Raw genomic sequence first — 19,967 nt, forward strand, 5'->3', positions numbered from 1 at the left:
CAAACCCACCCCCGCCGACCCTCCGACAGTCTGCCGGTAGCCACGGGAAACGCGGGTGCCCGCCGTTGGCCGGCGTTGCGATGCCGATCATTTCCATGCGTTACCGGGCGCGGATGATTCCACGGCGGTCGTTTGGGAACCGACCCTACCAAGCGGGTTCATCGCGAGATCCCGCGACATCGCAACGCCGCGCACCCGCGTAGGGACACGCCACGCGTGTCTGAAGCCCACGCATGACTCACTGGAGGAAAGCCCCCTTCTTGTTGAAGGGGGCGCGCCGAAGGCGCGGGGTTAAGGTGGAATGCGCGGATAACGCGGGCCGTAGGCGCGTGTTATCCCGGAGCGGGGCTGCCCGGCGGCCGCCCCTGCACGTACGAACTGAGACGCTGCACTTGGCTTCAGAAACGAAAATGCCGCCAGTAACGGCGGCATCTCGTTGCGAAGACGAGCCTCAATCAGGTCATGTCGACCAGATCGGGAATCGCCACATCCGTGGCCACATCCGCTTCGTAATCCACGCCTTCGACACCGAACCCGAACAGGCGCAGGAAGTCGGCCTTGTAGCCGGCCAGGTCGCTGATCTCGTACAGGTTCTCGTTGGTCACCTGCGGCCACAGCGCCACGACTTCAGCCTGCACGTCCGGCGCCATTTCCTTGTAGTCCGCGCGCAGGCGGCCGGCTTCGTCGACCAGCTCCACCGTGCGGCCGTCGGCCAGCAGCTGATGGCGCAGGCGCTCCACTGCGGTGCCGCTGTCCTTGCCGCCGTAAACGATGTCGTACAGGGTATCCAGCTGCTCGATGCAGCCCTCGTGCGTGCCGCGTTCCTTCATCACCTTGAACAGCAGCGACAGGTACAGCGGCATGGTCGGAATGGCCGAGCTGGCCTGTGTCACCACCGCCTTCAGCACCGACACGCGGGCGTCGCCGCCGAGCGGCGCGAGCTTGGCGCGGATGCCCTGCACCTTCTGGTCCAGGTCCTTCTTGGCCGCGCCGATCGAGCCGTTCCAGTAGATCGCCTGGGTGATCTCCTCGCCCACGTAGGTGAATGCCGTGGTGGTCGCGCCTTCGGCCAGTACACCGGCTTCCAGCAGCGCGTCGATCCACATCTGCCAATCTTCGCCACCCATCACCGCCACCGTGCCGGCGATCTCTTCCGGGGTGGCCGGCTCGATCGTGGTTTCGGTGATCACTTCCTTGTCGGTATCCAGACCACGCAGCGTGATCGGCGCACCGATCGGCTTCAGCGTCGAGCTGATCACCTCACCGGTTTTCGGGTGCTTGCGGCGCGGCGCCGCCAGGCTGTACACCACCTGGTCGACCTGGCCCAGGTCCTGCCGGATCAGTTCGATGACCTTGGCCTTCACCTCGTCGGAGAACGCATCGCCGTTCACGCTGCGGGCGTACAGGCCGGCCTCGGTAGCGTACTTCTGGAACGCGGCCGAGTTGTACCAGCCCGCCGTGCCCGGCTTGGTTTCGGTACCCGGACGCTCGAAGAACACGCCCAGCGTTGCCGCGCCGCTGCCAAAGGCGGCGGTGATGCGCGCAGCCAGGCCATAACCGGTGGACGCACCGAGCACCAGCACGCGCTTGGGACCGTTCTGGATCTTCGGCTGCGCCTTGATGTAATCGATCTGCTGCTTGACGGCCGCGTCGCAGCCGACCGGATGGGTGGTGACGCAGATGAAGCCGCGCACACGCGGTTTGATGACCATGGAAACCTCGTCAGGAACGGTGCGGCCACGGGAACGGCCGCACGCAACCCTGAAATCGTAGTGTGCACGGGCAGACAGCACAACCGACGCCCCGGTACGGTGCCAAAGAAAAAGCCGCGCAGGGCGCGGCTTTTTCTCTCCATAGGTGTCCGGCCAGCGGCCGGACCTACCCATGTTTACGGACGTCGGGCCAGGGCTTCGACGTCCTTGGCCTTCGGCAGCAGGTCCTGCTTGCTCACGCGCAGGAAGCCGATCGTCAGCATCGGCACCGCGACCAGGATCGAGGACAGCACCACGATCACCGCACCCACCATGTGGGTTTCGGCCAGGCCTTCCATCGACGCGCCGCCGTACATGTACAGCGCCAGTGCCGACAGGAAGAACATCACTGCGGTGATCACCGTACGCGACAGCGTCTGGTTGATCGAGCGGTTCAGCACCTCCAGCGGCTCCACGCGCAGGCTGCGGAAGTTTTCGCGGACGCGGTCGAACACCACGATGATGTCGTTGATCGCAAAGCCCATCACCGACAGCAGGCCGGCCAGCACGTTCAGGTCGAACTCGCGGCCCATCAGCGACACGTAGGCCAGCGTCACCAGCAGGTCGAACAGCGCCACGATGCTCGCGGTGACCGCGAACTTCCACTCGAAGCGGAAGCCGATGTAGATCAGGAAGCCGGCCAGCATGAAGATCGTCGCGTACAGGCCGTTCATGGCCAGGTCCTTGCCGATCTGCGGGCCCACGAACTCATTGCGGAGGATCGTGGCCGGGTTCTCGCTGGTGGTGATCGCCTTGAGCACCGCCGCGCCGGTGGCCTTGTCCTCGGCACTAGCTGCGCCGGTGCCGGGGGCATGCTCGCCGTGCGGGGCCAGGCGGATCAGCACGTCGGTGTTGCCACCGAAGCTCTGCACCTGGGTGCCTTCGAAGCCATTGGCTTCCAGGCGCGAGCGGACTTCTTCCACGTCCACCTGGCGATCGAAGCGCGCTTCGATCAGGGTGCCGCCGGTGAAGTCCAGTGCGAAGGTGAAGCCCTTGATGCCGATGATGGCAACCGAGGCCAGGAACACCGCGATGGTGACTGCCATGGCGACATGGCGCCAACGCATGAAGTCGATCGTGGTGTCGTTCGGGAGGATGTGCAGCGGAAACAGTTTCATTGTGCGAGTCGTCCCGTCAGATGGCCACGTTCTGGAGCTTCTTGCGACGACCGTAGATCAGCGTCGCCAGGGCGCGCGACACGGTGATCGCAGTGAACATCGAGGCGAAAATACCGATGATCATGGTCAGGGCGAAGCCCTTCAGCGGACCGGTACCGAACGCGAACAGGGCCACGCCCACGATCAGGCCGGTCAGGTTGGCGTCCAGGATGGTGCCGCTGGCGCGCTCATAACCGGTCACGATCGCAGTCTTGCCCGGCACGCCGGCACGCAGTTCCTCACGGATACGCTCGTTGATCAGCACGTTGGCGTCGACCGACAGGCCCACCGACAACGCCAGGCCGGCGAAGCCCGGCAGGGTCATGGTGGCGCCGAACAGCGACATCACCGCGACCACGATCAGCAGGTTGAACAGCATCGCCGCCGAGGTGATCAGGCCGAACATGCGGTAGTACACGGTGAAGAACACCAGGGTGAACATGAAGGCATAGATCACCGCGGTGATGCCGCGCTCGACGTTCTCGGCACCCAGGCTGGGGCCGACCACGCGCTCTTCCACGAAGTCCATCGGCGCGGCCAGCGAGCCGGACTTCAGCAGCTTGGCCAGGTCCTCGGCTTCCTTCTTCTGCAGGCCGGTGGTCTGGAAGTTCTTGCCGAACACGCCGTTGATGTTGGCCACCGAGATCACTTCCTCGTTGACCTTGAAGCCACGCACTTCCTGGCCGTCGACGACGGTCACGGTCGGCACGCGCTCGGTGTAGACCACCGCCATCGGCTTGTTCACGTTGGCGCTGGTGAAGTCGAACATGCGCTGGCCGCCGACATTGTTCAGCGTCACGCTGACCGCCGGAGAGCCGCTGTTCGAATCAGTCACCGCCTGCGCGCCGACCATCTGGTCACCGGTGACGATCACGCGCTTGTTCAGCAGGACCGGCCCACCGCCATCACGACGCTGGTAGACCTTCGCTTCCGGCGGGATGCGACCGGAGTTGATGGCGTCCTGTGCATTGCCGTCAACCACCGCGCGGTACTCGAGGGTAGCGGTGGCGCCGATCATGCGCTTGGCTTCGGCCGTGTCCTGCACGCCCGGCAGCTGCACCACCACGCGGTCGGCACCCTGGCGCTGGATGATCGGCTCGGCCACGCCCAGCTGGTTGACGCGGTTGCGCAGGGTGGTGATGTTCTGCTCGATGGCGCCGTTGGTGATCTGGCTCAGCTCCGTTTCCGGCACGGTCACGGTGATGCGCTTGCCCACCACGTCGTAACCAAGGGTCGGCTGCGCCTTGGCCAGCGCCACGCGGGCGCGGTCCACGGCCGCGTCGTCGGTGGACGGGCTCAGGGTGGCAACGATGGAGTTGTCCGGGCGACGCTCGACCGACTGGAACGGAACGCGCGACTCGCGCAGCGTACCGCGCACGTCTTCGGCATAGGCGTCCATGCGCTTGTCGATGGCTGCCTTCTGGTCGACCTGCAGCACGAAGTGCACGCCACCCTGCAGGTCCAGGCCCAGCACCATCGGGCGACCGCCCAGGCGCTGCAGCCAGTCCGGCACGGTCGAAGCCAGGTTCAGCGCTACCGTGTAGTTCTCACCCACGCTGTCGCGCAGCCGGGCACTGGCCGCGGCCTGCGTCTGCAGGTCCGGCAGGCGCACGATCAGGCTCTCGCCTTCCTTGTCCACGCCAATGTTGGCGATCCCGGCGGCCTTCAGGTCGGCCAGCACGCGCTCGCGAAGGGCCTCGTCGACCTGTCCGCCACGGTTGGCGGTGATCTGGACGGCGGGGTCCTTCTGGTAGATGTTGGGCAGAGCGTACAGCGCGCTGAGCGCCAGTACGATCAGGATGACGACGTATTTCCAGCGTGGAAATTCAAGCATTGCCAGGTTCCTGCGCGGCGCCATTCCCGGCGCCGCGGTTGTGCTTCGGAAAGGAGGTGACTCAGTTGGCCGACTTCAGCGTGCCGGTCGGCAGCACGTTGCCCACGGCGCCCTTCTGCACGCGGATGTTGACGTTGTCGGCCACTTCGATGGTGACGAAGTTGTCGCCGATGCCCTTGACGGTGCCGGCGATGCCGCCGTTGGTCAGGACTTCGTCGCCGATCTTGATCTTTTCCAGCATCGCCTTGTGTTCCTTCTGGCGCTTCATCTGCGGGCGGATCATCAGGAAGTACATGATCGCGATCAGGATGATCGGGAACAGCAGCGTGGTCAGGCCCATGCCCTGCGGCTGGCCACCGGCGGCTTGGGCGTGGGCGGCGGGAATCAGGAAGGCGATCAGGTTCATGGTGTGTCCTTGGGTTGGGAGGCGCCCTTCCCCACATGGGGTCGGGTGTCGCCGCGAAACAGGGGTCAGCCGCGAAGTATGCCACGGCCCCGGGCGGGTTACAGCGGCGGCGTGGCCATGCCCCGGGCCGCATAGAAGGACTCGCGGAAGGCCCCGAAGGTTCCCGCCGCGATGGCCGCGCGCATGTCGGCCATCAGCTTCTCGTAATAGAAGAGGTTGTGGATGGTGCCCAGCATCGGCGCCAGCATCTCGTTGCAGCGGTCCAGGTGGCGCAGGTAGGACCGGGTGTAGCCGCTGGTGCAGGCATGGCAGCCGCAGCCCGGTTCGATGGTGTCCATGTCCCGTTCATAGCGGGCGTTGCGGATCCGCACCGTGCCGGTCGAGGTGAAATAGTGGCCGTTGCGGGCGTTGCGGGTGGGCATCACGCAGTCGAACATGTCCACGCCACGGGCGACCCCTTCGACCAGGTCCTCCGGCCGGCCCACGCCCATCAGGTAACGCGGGCGGTCGGCCGGCAGGATCGGATGCATGTGGTCGAGCATGGCGTTGCGCTCGTGCTCCGGCTCGCCCACCGCCAGGCCACCGATGGCGTAGCCGTCGAAGCCGATCTGCTGCAGGCCTTCGGCCGAACGGCTGCGCAGGTCGTGGTGGACCCCGCCCTGGACGATGCCGAACAGCGCCGCGTCGTTGCCCAGTTCGTCGTGCGCGTTGCGGCTGCGCTGGGCCCAGCGCAGGCTGAGCTCCATCGAGGTGCGCGCCACCGGCTCGGTGGCCGGGTACGGGGTGCACTCGTCGAAGATCATCACGATGTCCGAATCGAGCACCTTCTGGATCTTCATGCTCTCTTCCGGGCCCAGGAACACCCGGGCGCCATCGGTCGGCGAGGCGAAGGTCACGCCCTGCTCGGTGATCTTGCGGCGATGGGCCAACGAAAACACCTGGAAACCGCCGGAATCGGTCAGGATCGGCCCGTTCCAGCGCGCGAACCCGTGCAGGCCGCCGTGATCGGCGATCACGTCCAGGCCCGGGCGCAGATACAGATGGAAGGTGTTGCCCAGGATGATCTCGGCGCCCAGCGCGCGGATCTGCTCCGGCAGGATGCCCTTGACCGAGCCATAGGTGCCCACCGGCATGAAGGCCGGGGTTTCCACCGTCCCGCGCGGGAAGGTCAGGCGGCCGCGGCGGGCACGCCCGTCGGTGGTCTGGAGCTGGAACTGGAGTCGGGACATCGGGCGGAATCGGGGCAAATAATCCTCGATTATCGCCTAAAACCGCCGCGCCCGCTTTCAATCCCCCTGCGGGAACAACAACATGGCGTCGCCGTAGCTGAAGAACCGGTACTTTTCCGCGATCGCCGCGCGGTAGGCCTCGAATACCCGTTCCTGCCCGGCAAAGGCCGAAATCATCATCAGCAGCGTGCTTTCGGGCAGGTGGAAGTTGGTGACCATGGCATCCACGCTGCGGATCCGATAGCCGGGGGTGATGAAGATCTGGGTTTCGCCGGCATACGGCAGCAATTCGCCGTCGCGCATCGCGCTTTCCAGCGCGCGCACCACCGTAGTGCCCACGCCGATCACCCGCCCGCCGGCCGCACGGGTCTGGCGGACCTGCTGGACCAGTTCGGCGCCGACGTTCAGCCACTCGCGGTGCATGACATGGTCTTTCAGGTCATCGGCGCGCACCGGCTGGAAGGTGCCGGCGCCGACGTGCAGGGTGACGTGGCCGAAGCCGATCCCCTTTTCCTTCAGGGCAGCGAGCAGCGCCTCGTCGAAGTGCAGGCCGGCGGTCGGCGCGGCCACCGCGCCCACTTCGCGGGCGAACACGGTCTGGTAGCGCTCGCGGTCGTCCAGCCCCGGCTCGCGCTGGATATAGGGCGGCAACGGCAGCCGGCCGGCGTGCAGCAGCCACTGCTCGAGCGACTCCGGCACATGGAACTGCAGCACGTAGAACTCGCCGTCGCGGCCCAGCACCTCGGCCTCCCCGCCGGCGTCCAGCGCGATCCGGCTGCCCGGCTTGGGCGACTTGCTCGCGCCCACCTGGGCCCGCGCCTGCTGCCCGCCGAGCAGGCGTTCGATCAGGATCTCGACCCGGCCGCCGCTGGCCTTCTGCCCGAACAGGCGCGCCGGGATGACCCGGGTGTCGTTGAACACCAGCAGGTCGCCGGGCTGCAGCAGGTCCGGCAGGTCGCGCACCTGGCGGTGGTCGAAGGCCGCCGGGGCCGGCGGCACCACCATCAGGCGGCTGGCCGAGCGCTCCGCGAGCGGAGCCTGGGCGATCAATTCGGCGGGCAGGTCGTAATGGAAATCAGACTTTTTCAAGGGAGCGCACGGGAACGTGTAGGCAATGTCGCGCATTGTACGACTGGCTCCCGGTGGCAACGCGCATGGCAGCGAACGTCGCGCAAAATGCTGCTCTGCAACAGTTTTTGCCGGGGTTATCGCGCGAAAAACCGCGTGCTAGCATCGAACCGGAAGTCTGATGCACGAGCCGCATTCCCCCAAGCGCGCGCCCCGGTCGCGCGTTTTGCATTTGCGCCGTGCCGCCAATCGTTTCAGGAGATCTGCAATGAGCTTCATCGAACGCCTCGCCCCCCTCCGCGCCCAGCCCGGCACCCGCCTCACCGCCGGCCTGGATGACGCCACCCTCGACCGCCTGGCCGCCGGCCACCCGCAGCTGCTGGCTGCCGTGGACGCCGCCGCCGTCGAATTCGAGCGGGTCCGCGCCGACCTGGCCGAGCTGCTGGCGCTGGACGAACGCGCCCAGATCGATGCCATGCAGGACGGCTTCGTCAATTTCTACGCCGACGACGCGGTCACGCCGTACGTCGCCCTCGCCGCCCGCGGTCCGTGGGTGGTCACGCTGAAGGGAGCCGTGCTGTACGACGCTGGCGGCTACGGCATGCTCGGCTTCGGGCACACCCCGCAGGCGGTGCTGGACGCGATGGCCGCGCCGCAGGTGATGGCCAACGTGATGACCCCGAACCTGTCCCAGCATCGCTTCATCCAGGCGCTGCGCCGCGAGATCGGCCACCGCCGCGGCGGCTGCCCGTACGCTCGATTCATGTGCCTGAACTCCGGCTCCGAAGCGGTCGGCCTGGCCGCGCGCATCGCCGACGTCAACGCCAAGCTGCAGACCGATCCGGGCGCCCGCCATGCCGGCGCGAAGATCAAGCGCGTGGTGGTCAAGGGCAGCTTCCACGGTCGTACCGACCGCCCGGGCCTGTACTCGGATTCCAGCCGCAAGACCTACATGCAGCACCTGGCCAGCTACCGTGGCGAGGACAGCGTGATCGCCATCGCGCCGTACGACGAAGACGCGCTGAAGCGGGTGTTCGCCGAGGCCGAACAGAACCACTGGTTCATCGAAGCGGTGTTCCTGGAGCCGGTGATGGGCGAAGGCGACCCGGGCCGCGCGGTGCCGCCGTCGTTCTACGCACTGGCCCGCGAGCTCACCCGCCAGCACGGCAGCCTGCTGCTGCTGGACTCGATCCAGGCCGGCCTGCGCGCGCATGGCGTGCTCTCGATCGTGGACTACCCCGGCTTCGAAGGGCTGGAGGTGCCGGACATGGAGACCTACTCCAAGGCGCTGAACGCCGCGCAGTTCCCGCTGTCGGTACTGGCCGTGACCGAGCATGCCGCGCAGCTGTACCGCAAGGGCATCTACGGCAACACCATGACCTCCAACCCGCGTGCGCTGGACGTGGCCTGCGCCACCCTGGGCCTGCTCACGCCGCAGGTGCGCGACAACATCCGCCAGCGTGGCGAGGAAGCGGTGCGCAAGCTGGAACAGCTGCGCAGCGAGCTGGGCGGCCTGATCACCAAGGTCCAGGGCACCGGCCTGCTGTTCTCCTGCGAGCTGGCCCCGCAGTTCAAGTGCTACGGCGCCAATTCCACCGAGGAATGGCTGCGCAACCACGGCATCAACGTCATCCATGGCGGCGAGAACTCGCTTCGCTTCACCCCGCATTTCGGGATGGACAGCGAAGAGCTGGACCTGCTGGTGAATCTGGTGGGTCGCGCCCTGAAGGAAGGCCCGCGCCGGGAACAATCGCAGGCGGCCTGAAGCCCGCCATGCGACAATGGGTGGTTTCCACCGGGAACCACCCATGAAGTCCATCTGCGTCTACTGCGGCTCCAACGCCGGCAGCAAGCCCATCTACACCGAACGCGCGATCGCCTTGGGCGACCGCATCGCCCGCGATGGCCTGCGCCTGGTCTACGGCGGCGGCAATGTCGGCCTGATGGGCACGGTGGCCAACGCGGTGCTGGCGGGCGGTGGCGAAGTGACCGGCGTCATCCCGCAGCAGCTGGCCGACTGGGAAGTGGCCCACCGCGGCCTGACCGAACTGGAGATCGTCGGTTCGATGCATGAGCGCAAGTCGCGCATGTTCGACCTGTCCGACGCGTTCGTCGCCCTGCCCGGCGGCTTCGGCACCATGGAAGAGATCTTCGAGATGCTCACCTGGCGCCAGCTCGGGATCGGCAACAAGCCGTGCGCGTTCCTGGACGTGGACGGTTTCTACGCGCCCCTGATCGGCATGATCGACCGCATGGTCGAAGAGCGCTTCCTGCACCCGGACCAGCGCGCCGACCTGTGGTACGGCTCGGACATCGACGCCATGCTGGACTGGATGCGCGCGTATGAGCCCGCGCAGGCCTCGAAGTGGATTGATGAGAAGCGGCGTACCGCGTTGCGTTGATTACGCGGTAACAAACGTTTCCATCGGTGCAGGGCGCCCCAGCAGGTAGCCCTGCCCGTAATCGCAGCCCAGCTGCAGCAGGGTCTCGCGCTGGGCCATGTTTTCGATGCCCTCGCCTACCGTTTCGATGCCCAGCGTGCGCGCCAGCGACAGCACGCCCTGGACCAGCGCATAGGTGCTTTGCAGGTCCTGGCCGTGCAGCCCGGCGATGAAACTCTGGTCGATTTTCAGCGTGGAGATCGGGAAGCGGTGCAGGTACGACAGCGCCGAGAAACCGGTGCCGAAGTCGTCCAGCTGCACCAGCACGCCGCGTTCGCGCAGTGCCTGCAGGATCCGAAGCGTGCGCGGGCCGTCGTCGAGCAGCGCCACTTCGGTGATCTCCAGGCGCAAACGGTGCGGGTCGGCACCGGCCGCTTCGATCAGGCCGAACAGGCGTGAGCTGAAGTCCGGCGAACGGAAATGCCGCGGCGACACGTTGACCGACAGATAGCCTTCGCCACCCCGCGCGAGCTGGCCGATCACCTCTTCATACAGCAGCCAGTCCACCTGCTCGATCAGCCCACTCTCTTCGCCCAGGTCCAGGAACGCACTCGGCAGCAACAGGCCGCGCCGCTCGTGCTGCCAGCGCAACAGCGCCTCATAGCCGACCACCTGGCCATCGGCAAGGCGCACGATGGGCTGGTAGAACGGCATGAAGTCGCGGTTGTTGATCGCCCGGCGCAGGTCCGCCTCCAGGTCCAGGCTGCGCAGGGCTTCTTCGCGCATCGCTTCGTCGAACACCGCCCAGCGGTCCTTGCCCTGCGCCTTGGCGCGGTACATCGCCGCGTCCGCATCGCGCACCATTTCCTCGCCGTTGCGGTAGCGCGGGCTCCACATCGCGATGCCCAGGCTGCCGGACGGGAACAGTTCGCGCCCCTGCACCCACATCGATTCTTCCAGTGCTACCAACATGCGTTGCGAGAACTCGCGCGCCGACTCCAGGCCCTGCTCGCATTCAAGCAGGATCGCGAACTCGTCGCCGCCCAGCCGGGCCACCACGTCGTCGCCGCCCACCATCGACACGATGCGCTTGGCGACCTCGACCAGCATCTGGTCGCCGGCGGCGTGACCGATGCTGTCGTTGACCAGCTTGAAGCGGTCCAGGTCCAGGAACAGCACCGCAAAGCGCAGGCCGTCGCGCGAGCGGGCACGGGCGATGGCGTCCTCAAGACGGTCGAGCAGGTGCGCACGGTTGGGCAGGCCGGTCAGCGCATCGTGCAGCGCCTGGTGGGTCAGGCGCTGTTCGGCACGCAGGCGCTCGCCGATCTGGCCGAGCAGCTTGTCGTTCACCTCGGCCAGCTCGCGGGTGCGTTCGTCGACGCGTACTTCGAGCTCGGCGTGCGCGTTGCGCAGGCGCTCCTGGTCGCGCTGCCGGGCCAGGCCGTTGCCGATGTTCTGCGCGACGAAGGTCAGCAGGCGCTGGTCGTGCGCGGTGAAACTGATCTCCGGCGAGTAGCTCTGCACCACGATCACGCCGACCACGTCGTCGTCGCTCAGCAGCGGCACGCCCAGCCAGCAGTGCGAGCGCGCACCGAACTCATTTACGGTTCCGGAGGCGCGCAGCGCGTCGATATGCTCACGCGAGGCCAGCAGCGGCTGCCGGTTGCGCACGATGTACTCGGTCAGCCCCATGCTGAACGGCCGTGGCGCACGGGCCGGGTTGTATTCGTCGACGGAGTAGACGAACTCCAGGCCCTCGCCGGACTCGTCGACCAGGGCGATGTAGAAATTGCGCGCATCCAGCAGCGTGCCGACCACGCCATGCACCTGCACGTAGAACTGAGCCAGGCTTTCGGCGCTCATTGCCATTTCGGCGATGTTGAACAGCGCCAGCTGCAGTTTCTCGGCGCGGCGGCGCTCGATCACTTCGTCCTGAAGACTGTGGTTGGCGCGCTGCAGCTCCAGCGTGCGCCGCTCCACCTGGCGCTCCAGCTGCACCTGCGCCTGGCGCCGGTCCATTGCGGTCAGGATGTGCTGCGCCACATAGCCCAGCAGGGTGCGGTCGGCTTCGTTGTAACGCACGCGCTGCTCGTAGCTCTGCACCACGATGGCGCCGCAGACCCGACCGTCGCGCAGCATCGGCACGCCCAGCCAGTCCAGGCTTTCCGGCCCGCGACTGGGGTCGTATTCGTCGCTCATCGCGGCCAGCAACTCGTTGGACGGCCCACTGAGCGGCTGCCCGTGGCGCAGCAGCGCGAAGGTCAGGCTGCGCGGCATTTCATGTTCTTCGTAGCTGCGATCGGGGTCGGCCACGAAATTGTCGCGCTGGTCGGCGAAGTACAGGAAGCGGATCCGCCGGCGTACGTCGTCGTACTCGACGATGTAGCAGTTCTGCGCGTACATCAGCGAATTGAGCACGCGGTGGAAGTGCCGCAGCATTTCGCTCATTTCCAGGTCGGCGCCGGCCAGGTCGGCGATTTCGTACAACGCCTGCTGCAGCCGCTTGGAATTTTCCAGCGAGCGGATCTGCTCGCGTTGCCGGGCCAGTGCCAGTGCGTCCTGCAGGCCGCTGCGCGCCACGCCCCACCAGGCGTCGGGTGGGCTTGCGCCATCCTCGAGCACGACGTGAATGACCAGCTCACCGCCCTGGTGCTGCCAGCGGTACACCGCCCCGCCCTGCGGGCAGACCGGCGGCGAGGCCAGCAGCGCGTCCAGCACCCCCCGATCCGAGCCCGCGCGGGGCGGATGCCGCAGGCAGCCTTCGCCCAGCGTAGCATCGGACCAGCCCAGGGTGAGCCGGGCGCCGGCCGGCAACAGCGCGCACAGCGTGCGCCCAAGCGCAGCCGATACGGCTGCGCTGCGGTCCTTCTGCCCTGAAGTCGTCACTGCCTGGCTGGACAACATGTTCATCTCTTCTGACGCCGGATACCCGGCGCCTCCCCTGTGCCCCGAGCATAACGCGCAAACCGGGGGTCAATGGAAGTCCTTCACCCCATTGCCTCCCTTCGGCCGTTGTTCGGAGGGTGATCATCGCCACCGCCCCTGCCGCGCGCAGCTATGCGCAGCCCCCTCCAGCGCTTACTCTGTGCGCCGTGGATGCCGCTGCCCTGCCAACCGACGAGTCGCTGATGCTGGCCTGGGCCGGTGGCGACCTGCGTGCCTTCGAGAGCCTGTACGCGCGTCACCGCAACCGCCTGTACAGCTTCCTGCTGCGGCAGCTGCGCGATGCGGCGCTGGCCGACGAGATGTTCCAGGACGTATGGCAACGGGTGATCGCGGCCCGTGCCGGCTGGCAGCCGGAGGCAGCCTTCACTACCTGGCTGTTCCGGATTGCCCATAATCGACTCAACGACCACTGGCGGGCGCTGCGCCACCGCCCGGCTGCGCCCGGCGACGCCGACGAGCGCATGGCGCGGATGAGCGATACGCGCACGCCGGAAACCCAGCTGTCCGAATTCGAACAGCGCCGCCGCCTGCAGTTGGCCATGGAGCAGCTGCCCGATGACCAGCGCACCGTGCTGCAACTGCGGCTGGAGCAGGAGCTGAGCCTGGAAGAGATCGCGCAGGTCACTGGCGTGGGCCGCGAAACCGTGAAGTCGCGGCTGCGCTACGCGATGGACAAACTGCGCGCGGAGTTGAGCCCATGAACCGTCCCGATCCGCTGACGCCGGAAGAACGCGAACTGGCCCGCCTGATGGGCCGGCCGGCGTCCAGTGCACCGCCGGCGGCGGTGGACGAGGCGGTGCTGGCGGCTGCGCGTGCCGCGGTGCAACCGATGGCCTCTGCACCCACTGCCGAACCGGCTGCGCCCCACGCCGCGCCCGCGCCCACGCCCAATACGACGCCGCGCAGGCGTTCGCGTTTCCCGGCCGCACTCGGCCTGGCCGCCTCGCTGGTGTTCGCGGTGGGCATCGCGTGGCAGCTCAAGCCCGAGGGGCCACCGCCGGCCGCACCCGCACCGATGGCAAGCGAAATGGCCACTGAAAGGGCACCACAGGCCGCTTCCGCCGCAGGCGGCGACGCGGCACCTGCGGCGGTCCCGGCCGAGGCGCCGGCTGCCGACGTGGCGGCCCAGGCCAAACCTGTCGCTGCGCCGCCTGCGCCGGCGCGCGTGCTGTCTGCGCCCAAACCGGCGCCAGTGCCGGCTCCACCGCCACTGCCCGCTGCAGCACCGATCGCCATGCCCGCTCCCCCGGCGCCCGCCGCGCCGATGGCAGCCCCGGTTCTGCAGAGCGAGCAGGCCGATGCCGCGCAGTCGGCGGAACTGGACCGCGTGGACGTTACTGGCAGCCGGGCCACCGATGCGCGCGAGCGCGCCAAGCTGGCCGCACCTGCCGCTGCACGCACACAGGGAGCACCCGGGGTGATGCGCCGCGCCGAACCGGCGCCGGCGCAGGCCTATGGCGCGTTGGCATCGCCCGATGCGCTTACCCTGGCGGTGGACGCGGACGCTGCGCTGCCACGTCGGCAATGGATCAAGCGCATCCGCGAGCGTCGCGATGCGGGCGATCTGGACACGGCGCGGGCGAGCCTGGAGCGTTATCTGCAGGCATATCCGGAAGCGCGTATTCCGGGCGACCTGCGCGTGTTGCTTGAGTCTTGATGCCCGATACGCTCGCCACCGCCGTCAGCCACAGCCTGGACATCAAACACAGCCGTTTCGTCGCGCACGCCGCGCCGATCGAGTCGGCCGCCGATGCGCTCGCCTTCCTGCAGCAGGTCGCCGTGGCCGACGCCACGCACAACTGCTGGGCCTACCGGCACGGCAACGAATACCGCTCCAGCGACGATGGCGAGCCGGCCGGCACCGCCGGGCGCCCGATCCTGGCTGCCATCGACGGCCAGGGTTTCGACCGCATCATGGTGGTGGTGATCCGCTGGTACGGCGGCATCAAGCTCGGTGCCGGCGGCCTGGTGCGGGCCTATGGCGGCACTGCGGCCGAATGCCTGCGCACCGCACCGCGACTGCCGCTGGTGGCCCTGGCCGAACTGACCGTGCAGGCCGGGTTCGAGGACCTGGGCGCGCTGCATGCGGCACTGGCCCAGCACCTGGCCGACAAGCTGGAGGAAACCTTCACCGCTTCCGGGGTGGAACTGCACGTCCGGCTGCCTGCCGAGCAGGTCGACCCGTTGAAAATCCGCCTTCGCGACGCCACCCGTGATCGTATCCGGGTGCACGCACGCACCGAACCAGGCTTTGCCCATGACTGACCCCGTCTCCCCTGCCGCCCCCACCCTGCGCCGCCTTGGCAGCCTGGGCACGCTGTGGCCGTTCGTGCGCCGCCACAGCGGGCTGTTCGCGGCCTGGCTGGTGGCACTGGCGGTGTCCTCGGCGGCCACGCTGAGCCTGCCGCCGGCGGTGAAGCAGATGATCGACCACGGCTTCAACAGCAACGGCCAGATCAACCGCGCGTTCGCGCTGCTGTTCCTGGTCGCGGTGGTGCTGGCGCTGGCTACCGCCGCACGCTTCTTCTTTGTGTCGCTGCTGGGCGAAAAGGTGGTCGCCGACCTGCGCAGCCGCCTGTACGCGCACCTGATCGCACTCGGCGCCGGCTTCCACGACCGCAGCCGCAGCGGCGAACTGGTCTCGCGCCTGACCGCCGACAGCGAACTGCTGCGCAGCGTGATCGGCTCGACCATGTCGGTGGCCCTGCGCAGCAGCGTCACGGTGGTGGGCAGCCTGGTGATGCTGTTCGTGACCAGCCCGCGCCTGGCCGCGTGGTCGCTGGTCGGCATTCCGCTGGCGGTGCTGCCGATCATCATCGGTGCGCGCCGGCTGCGCGGCATCTCGCGCGCCAGCCAGGACCGCATCGCCGATGCCAACAGCCTGGCCGCCGAAACCCTCGGCGCGGTGCGCACGGTGCAGGCGCACGCGCGCGAGCCCTACGAGCGCAGCCGTTTCAACGCTGCGCTGGGCGAATCGATCCGCGCCGCACGGCGCCGCATCGGTGCGCAGTCGCTGGTGACCGCCACCGCCATCGTGCTGGTGTTCGGCGCAATCGTGGGCGTGCTGTGGCTGGGCGCGCATGACGTGATCGACGGCCGCATGAGCGCCGGCACGCTGGGCCAGTTCGTGCTGTACGCGCTGATCGGTGGCGGTTCGGTCGGTGCGCTGGCCGAAGTATGGAATGAGCTGCAGCGTGCCTCCGGCGGCATGGGCCGGATCGCCGAACTGCTGCAGGAAGACATCGAGATCACCACGCCGACTGACCCGCTACCGCTGCCGCAGCCGCTGCGCGGCGAGATCCGTTTCCAGGACGTGGTCTTCCATTACCCGCAGCGTCCAGACACCGCCGCACTGGACCACTTCGACCTGCATGTGCGGCCAGGCGAAACCGTGGCGCTGGTCGGGCCCTCCGGTGCCGGCAAGAGCACGGTGCTGTCGATGCTGCTGCGCTTCCACGACCCGGCCGCCGGCAGCGTGCAGGTGGACGGGGTGGACGTGCGCCGGGTCGACCCGGCACAGCTGCGCGCGCAGATGGCGCTGGTGCCGCAGCAGCCGACCCTGTTCGCCAGCAGTGCGCTCGACAACATCCGCTACGGGCGACTGGAAGCCAGCAACGAAGAGGTGCAGCGCGCAGCCGAAGCCGCCGAGGCCGACGAGTTCCTGCAGGCCCTGCCCGATGGCTACCTGAGCGAACTGGGTGAGCGCGGCGCGCGCCTGTCCGGTGGCCAGCAGCAACGCATCGCGATTGCACGCGCCCTGCTCAAGGATGCCCCGATCCTGCTGCTCGACGAAGCCACCAGTGCGCTGGACGCGCAGAGCGAACGCGCAGTGCAGCAGGCGCTGGAACGGCTGATGGCCGGGCGCACCACGCTGGTGATCGCGCACCGGCTGGCGACGGTGCTGAAGGCCGACCGCATCGTGGTGATGGACCACGGCCGGATCGTGGCCCAAGGCACCCACGCGCAGCTGCTGGCCGAGGGCGGTCTGTATGCTGAACTGGCACGACTTCAGTTCATCGATTGATGACGCACCGCTAACACGCGCGGTCGCATGGTGGCACGTGTCCCATGAGACCGCTGCAGGAGGTGTTGCATGTCGTTCCGTCAGTTTCCCGCTACCGATGCGAACGGTGATGACTACGTCGTCATCGAATTCAAGGATGAGCTGGCCGCCACCGCGAACACCGCGGCCGATCCGCATGTGCGCTATGAGCTGGCCGACGGCCGGCACCTGGTCCGCGATGGCAGGACCTTCCGCACCAGCGGTGGCGAGCTCACCTTGACCACGTAATTGACGTGGTCAATTAATCGCCACCCATCTTGACAGCCTTGCGGTACGGGGGCTGCGCACGCTTATCCACATGCTTGTCCGCATTTCATCCACACCCCCTGTGGATGAATGCGGCAGCGCGTCAGCGTGGCAGGACCCGGCCGATGCCGCTGGCGTCGATTTCCACCGCTGCACGCTGCATGGCCTGCAGGTCGCTGCCCGGCACAAAACCCATGCGGAAATGCACTTCGCCGCCGGGCGTGCGCGAGGAATGGATCGAGGCCAGGCTGACCCCATGCCGTTCGAACACATGCAGCAGCTCGCGCAATGAGCCGGGACGGTCCTCGGGCAGGTGCACGCTGATCGCGTTGCGCTCGGTCAGGTCGGCCAGCAGGTAACCGACCCGTTCGAAGGTGTAGTTGCCGTCGGTCAGCAGCGCGGCGCCCTGATGCTCGCGGTTGTCGGCCAGCAGCTGCTGGCGGAACGCGGCGCGCGCGGCATCGTCGCCCTGCGCAACCTGGCTGCGCAACGTCTGCAGCTGCGCCAGCAGCCGGTCCAGCATCGGCGCCACGTGCGGGTTGCCGAACTGGATGTCTTCGTAGATGGCCGGATTCAATGACAGAATCCGCGCGATGATCGCCGTGTCCAGCTCGAACGAGGCCGACCGGTACGGCATCAGGTCCTGCAGCGGACCCAGCAGCGCGGCGTAATCACGCAGCACGCCGGCCTGGGCAAGATGGGTGGCATGCACCATCGCCTGCACCAGCGCCATGACCTGGTCGTGATGCTCGGGCGTGGCGCGCACGCATTCGGCTTCGAGCGCCGCGCACAGCTGCGCCACCCATGGCTGCCACGACGCAAGGCGCGCCTCGCACACCACCATCACCCTGCCCTTCAGCGTCGGCGCCTTGGGCGGGGCGGTCATCGGGTGCAGGCCGGCCACCTCCGCCTGCGACCTCAGCATCGCCGCGACCGGTTCGCTCTTGACCGAGGTGACGTCCAGCCACAGGCGTCCGGCCTCACGGCCCGCCGAGCGCTGCACGTACTCGGCGATCAACGCGGGGGTGTGCCGGATCGGTGCGGAAAACACCAGCACCTGCGCGCGCTCCAGCAGCAGTTCGGGATCATCGGAAGCCGGATCGGCCGGGTCGTGGCCGATCACCTCCAGCCCCATGCGCTGCTCGAGGAAGGTGCGCAGCCAACGCCCGTAAGCACCGGCGCTGCCGACGATGCCGACAACCGGATGCGGGCTCACGCGATCCGCTCGGCGGTGAAGCGGTGCGGCTGGGCCAGCGCCGCCGGAGCGGCGGCCAGCACGTCGAACTCTTCGTGGTCGTTGGCCAGGGTGGCCTCCAGCGCGGCGTGCACGCCGGAGATCGAGCGCGACAGGGCCTGTTCGAAGCGCTCGCCACGCAGCAGGAAGGCGACCAGCAGCGACATCAGCACGTCGCCGGTGCCGGCCACGTCCACCGGCAGGTGCGGCGAGGACCAGCGCCAGACCGCGTCGCGGCTGACCGCCAAGGTGACCAGCTCTCCCGGGTCGCCACCTACGCTGTGCGCCAGCACCCATTCCGGCCCGCGCTGCAGCAGCGCGCGCGAGGCAGCGATGGCGTCGGCTTCGGCCAGGCTCGGCAGGCCGGTCAGCCGGCCCAGTTCGAATGCATTGGGCGTGACCAGCCACGCGTGCGGCAGCAGGCGTTCGGCAAAGATGGTTTCCAGTCCCGGTTCCACGTAGGGACCGGTATGGGTGTCGCCGATCACCGGGTCCAGGCAGTAGCGCAGCTGCGGCGAGGCCGGCAGCACGCGCTCGAGCCAGTCGGCGAACGCCGCGCCGTTGCCGACACTGCCGAAGTAGCCGGAGACCAGCATCTTCGCGCGCGACGGCAGGCCGCGTTCTTCCGCACCCAGCAGCAGGTCGGCGAACCAGTCGGCCGGCAGCACGCGCCCGCGCGTGGTCGGATAGAACGGCGCATTGCTGAGCAGCGTGGTCGGCACTTCGGCCACTCGTACGCCGAGTCCGCGCAGCGGCGGGACGGCGGCGCTGTTGCCGGCGTGGCCGTACACGAGCTGCGATTGAACCGAGATGACGTCGACCGGCGACGGACCGTCCGGGCGCTGGCGGCGACCGTGGACCAGGTGGCTTTCGAGGGAATCGTTCATCGTTGCAGTTTAGTTGGTGCGGGTGGTGATGGGGGTGCGTGGGACGGCCAACGGCCGTCGCTACCGGGGATCGCCGTGCTCGGAAACAAGAACGCCGGGCTGTGCCCGGCGCTGTTGTTGCTTCTGAAACCTTTTCGTTACGAGGTCATGCGGTCCCAGAACCCTTTCACGCCGTCCATGAAGGTGGCCGACTTCGGCGAATGCTTGCGCGCTTCCTCGCCGGTGAAGGTGGTTTCGAACTGCTCGAGCAGCTTGCGCTGTTCGCTGGTCAGGTTGACCGGGGTTTCGACCACGACGCGGCAGTACAGGTCGCCTTCGCTGCGACTGCGCACCGAACGCACGCCCTTGCCGCGCAGGCGGAACAGCTTGCCGGTCTGGGTTTCGGCCGGGATGCGGATTTCCGCATAGCCGCCCAGGGTCGCTACGCGCACGGTGTCGCCCAGTGCAGCCTGCGAGATGCGGATCGGCACTTCGCAGTGCAGGTCGTCACCGTCGCGCTGGAAGATCTCGTGCTCGCGCACGCGTACTTCCACGTACAGGTCGCCCGGCGGCGTGCCGGCCGGACCGGCCTCGCCTTCACCGGCCAGGCGGATGCGGTCGCCGGTATCGACGCCCGCAGGCACCTTCACCGACAACACCTTGTCTTCCTCCACGCGACCGTTGCCGTGGCAGGTCTTGCAGGGATTCTGGATGATCTGGCCACGGCCATTGCAGTTGTGGCAGGCCTGCTGCATGGCGAAGATGCCGCGCTGGATGCGCACCTGG

17 protein-coding genes are annotated in these 19,967 nt (G+C 67.8%); 7 read left to right on the forward strand and 10 right to left on the reverse strand.

All coding sequences use genetic code 11. From position 1 onward, the window contains the following. Positions 1-455: 455 nt before the first annotated feature. The 6 genes from fabV to queA all read right to left on the reverse strand — a co-directional run bounded on the left by fabV (position 456) and on the right by queA (position 7,466). Positions 456-1,712, reverse strand: a complete 1,257-nt coding sequence (fabV, locus tag RYM47_RS18560) for an enoyl-ACP reductase FabV (protein WP_315389910.1) — start codon at positions 1,710-1,712, stop codon at positions 456-458. A 176-nt stretch (positions 1,713-1,888) separates the two neighbouring features. Beyond that, on the reverse strand, positions 1,889-2,869 hold the full coding sequence (gene secF / locus RYM47_RS18565; RefSeq protein WP_070206535.1) for a protein translocase subunit SecF: 981 nt from the start codon (positions 2,867-2,869) through the stop codon (positions 1,889-1,891). Positions 2,870-2,885: 16 nt separating this feature from the next. Beyond that, the gene (gene secD, locus RYM47_RS18570) at positions 2,886-4,742 is read right to left on the reverse strand and encodes a protein translocase subunit SecD (protein ID WP_315389913.1); all 1,857 of its coding nucleotides are present in this window, start codon (positions 4,740-4,742) and stop codon (positions 2,886-2,888) included. 61 nt (positions 4,743-4,803) lie between these two features. Further along, on the reverse strand, positions 4,804-5,148 hold the full coding sequence (gene yajC / locus RYM47_RS18575) for a preprotein translocase subunit YajC (protein ID WP_070206534.1): 345 nt from the start codon (positions 5,146-5,148) through the stop codon (positions 4,804-4,806). A gap of 98 nt (positions 5,149-5,246) precedes the next feature. Beyond that, on the reverse strand, positions 5,247-6,377 hold the full coding sequence (gene tgt / locus RYM47_RS18580) for a tRNA guanosine(34) transglycosylase Tgt (RefSeq protein ID WP_315389915.1): 1,131 nt from the start codon (positions 6,375-6,377) through the stop codon (positions 5,247-5,249). 57 nt (positions 6,378-6,434) lie between these two features. Further along, positions 6,435-7,466, reverse strand: coding sequence for a tRNA preQ1(34) S-adenosylmethionine ribosyltransferase-isomerase QueA (gene queA, locus RYM47_RS18585; RefSeq protein WP_102945636.1), 1,032 nt, complete (start codon positions 7,464-7,466; stop codon positions 6,435-6,437). Between the two features lie 247 nt (positions 7,467-7,713). Between queA and RYM47_RS18590 the strand changes: the two genes are divergently transcribed. Further along, a complete protein-coding gene (locus RYM47_RS18590) occupies positions 7,714-9,210 on the forward strand; it encodes an aminotransferase class III-fold pyridoxal phosphate-dependent enzyme (protein WP_315389918.1) in 1,497 nt (498 codons plus the stop codon). A gap of 43 nt (positions 9,211-9,253) precedes the next feature. Further along, complete coding sequence (locus RYM47_RS18595) at positions 9,254-9,847, forward strand: TIGR00730 family Rossman fold protein (RefSeq protein ID WP_315389919.1); 594 nt, start codon at positions 9,254-9,256, stop codon at positions 9,845-9,847. Here RYM47_RS18595 and RYM47_RS18600 read toward each other — a convergent pair whose 3' ends face one another. Further along, complete coding sequence (locus RYM47_RS18600; protein WP_315389921.1) at positions 9,848-12,736, reverse strand: EAL domain-containing protein; 2,889 nt, start codon at positions 12,734-12,736, stop codon at positions 9,848-9,850. A gap of 182 nt (positions 12,737-12,918) precedes the next feature. On the opposite strand from RYM47_RS18600, the gene RYM47_RS18605 reads away from it, so the two are divergent. The 5 genes from RYM47_RS18605 to RYM47_RS18625 all read left to right on the forward strand — a co-directional run bounded on the left by RYM47_RS18605 (position 12,919) and on the right by RYM47_RS18625 (position 17,063). Further along, positions 12,919-13,473 (forward strand): RNA polymerase sigma factor, encoded by a 555-nt coding sequence (locus tag RYM47_RS18605; protein ID WP_315389933.1) that lies wholly within the window; start codon positions 12,919-12,921, stop codon positions 13,471-13,473. Further along, positions 13,470-14,429, forward strand: coding sequence for a hypothetical protein (locus RYM47_RS18610; protein WP_315389923.1), 960 nt, complete (start codon positions 13,470-13,472; stop codon positions 14,427-14,429). The genes RYM47_RS18605 and RYM47_RS18610 overlap by 4 nt, the downstream gene beginning before the upstream one ends. Then, positions 14,429-15,037 (forward strand): YigZ family protein, encoded by a 609-nt coding sequence (locus RYM47_RS18615; protein ID WP_315389925.1) that lies wholly within the window; start codon positions 14,429-14,431, stop codon positions 15,035-15,037. The genes RYM47_RS18610 and RYM47_RS18615 overlap by 1 nt, the downstream gene beginning before the upstream one ends. Beyond that, the gene (locus RYM47_RS18620) at positions 15,030-16,796 is read left to right on the forward strand and encodes an ABC transporter transmembrane domain-containing protein (protein WP_315389927.1); all 1,767 of its coding nucleotides are present in this window, start codon (positions 15,030-15,032) and stop codon (positions 16,794-16,796) included. The genes RYM47_RS18615 and RYM47_RS18620 overlap by 8 nt, the downstream gene beginning before the upstream one ends. 69 nt (positions 16,797-16,865) lie before the next feature. Then, positions 16,866-17,063, forward strand: a complete 198-nt coding sequence (locus RYM47_RS18625) for a hypothetical protein (protein WP_070206524.1) — start codon at positions 16,866-16,868, stop codon at positions 17,061-17,063. A 121-nt stretch (positions 17,064-17,184) separates the two neighbouring features. Here RYM47_RS18625 and RYM47_RS18630 read toward each other — a convergent pair whose 3' ends face one another. The 3 genes from RYM47_RS18630 to RYM47_RS18640 all read right to left on the reverse strand — a co-directional run. Further along, the gene (locus RYM47_RS18630; RefSeq protein ID WP_315389929.1) at positions 17,185-18,297 is read right to left on the reverse strand and encodes a prephenate dehydrogenase; all 1,113 of its coding nucleotides are present in this window, start codon (positions 18,295-18,297) and stop codon (positions 17,185-17,187) included. Further along, entirely contained in the window at positions 18,294-19,202 is a 909-nt protein-coding gene (pdxY, locus tag RYM47_RS18635; RefSeq protein WP_315389930.1) for a pyridoxal kinase, read from the reverse strand. The genes RYM47_RS18630 and pdxY overlap by 4 nt, the downstream gene beginning before the upstream one ends. Positions 19,203-19,339: 137 nt before the next feature. Next, on the reverse strand, positions 19,340-19,967 hold a 628-nt coding region (locus RYM47_RS18640; RefSeq protein ID WP_315389932.1), incomplete at its 5' end, for a DnaJ C-terminal domain-containing protein.

Source organism: uncultured Stenotrophomonas sp. (assembly GCF_963519125.1).
Classification (GTDB): Bacteria; Pseudomonadota; Gammaproteobacteria; order Xanthomonadales; family Xanthomonadaceae; genus Stenotrophomonas.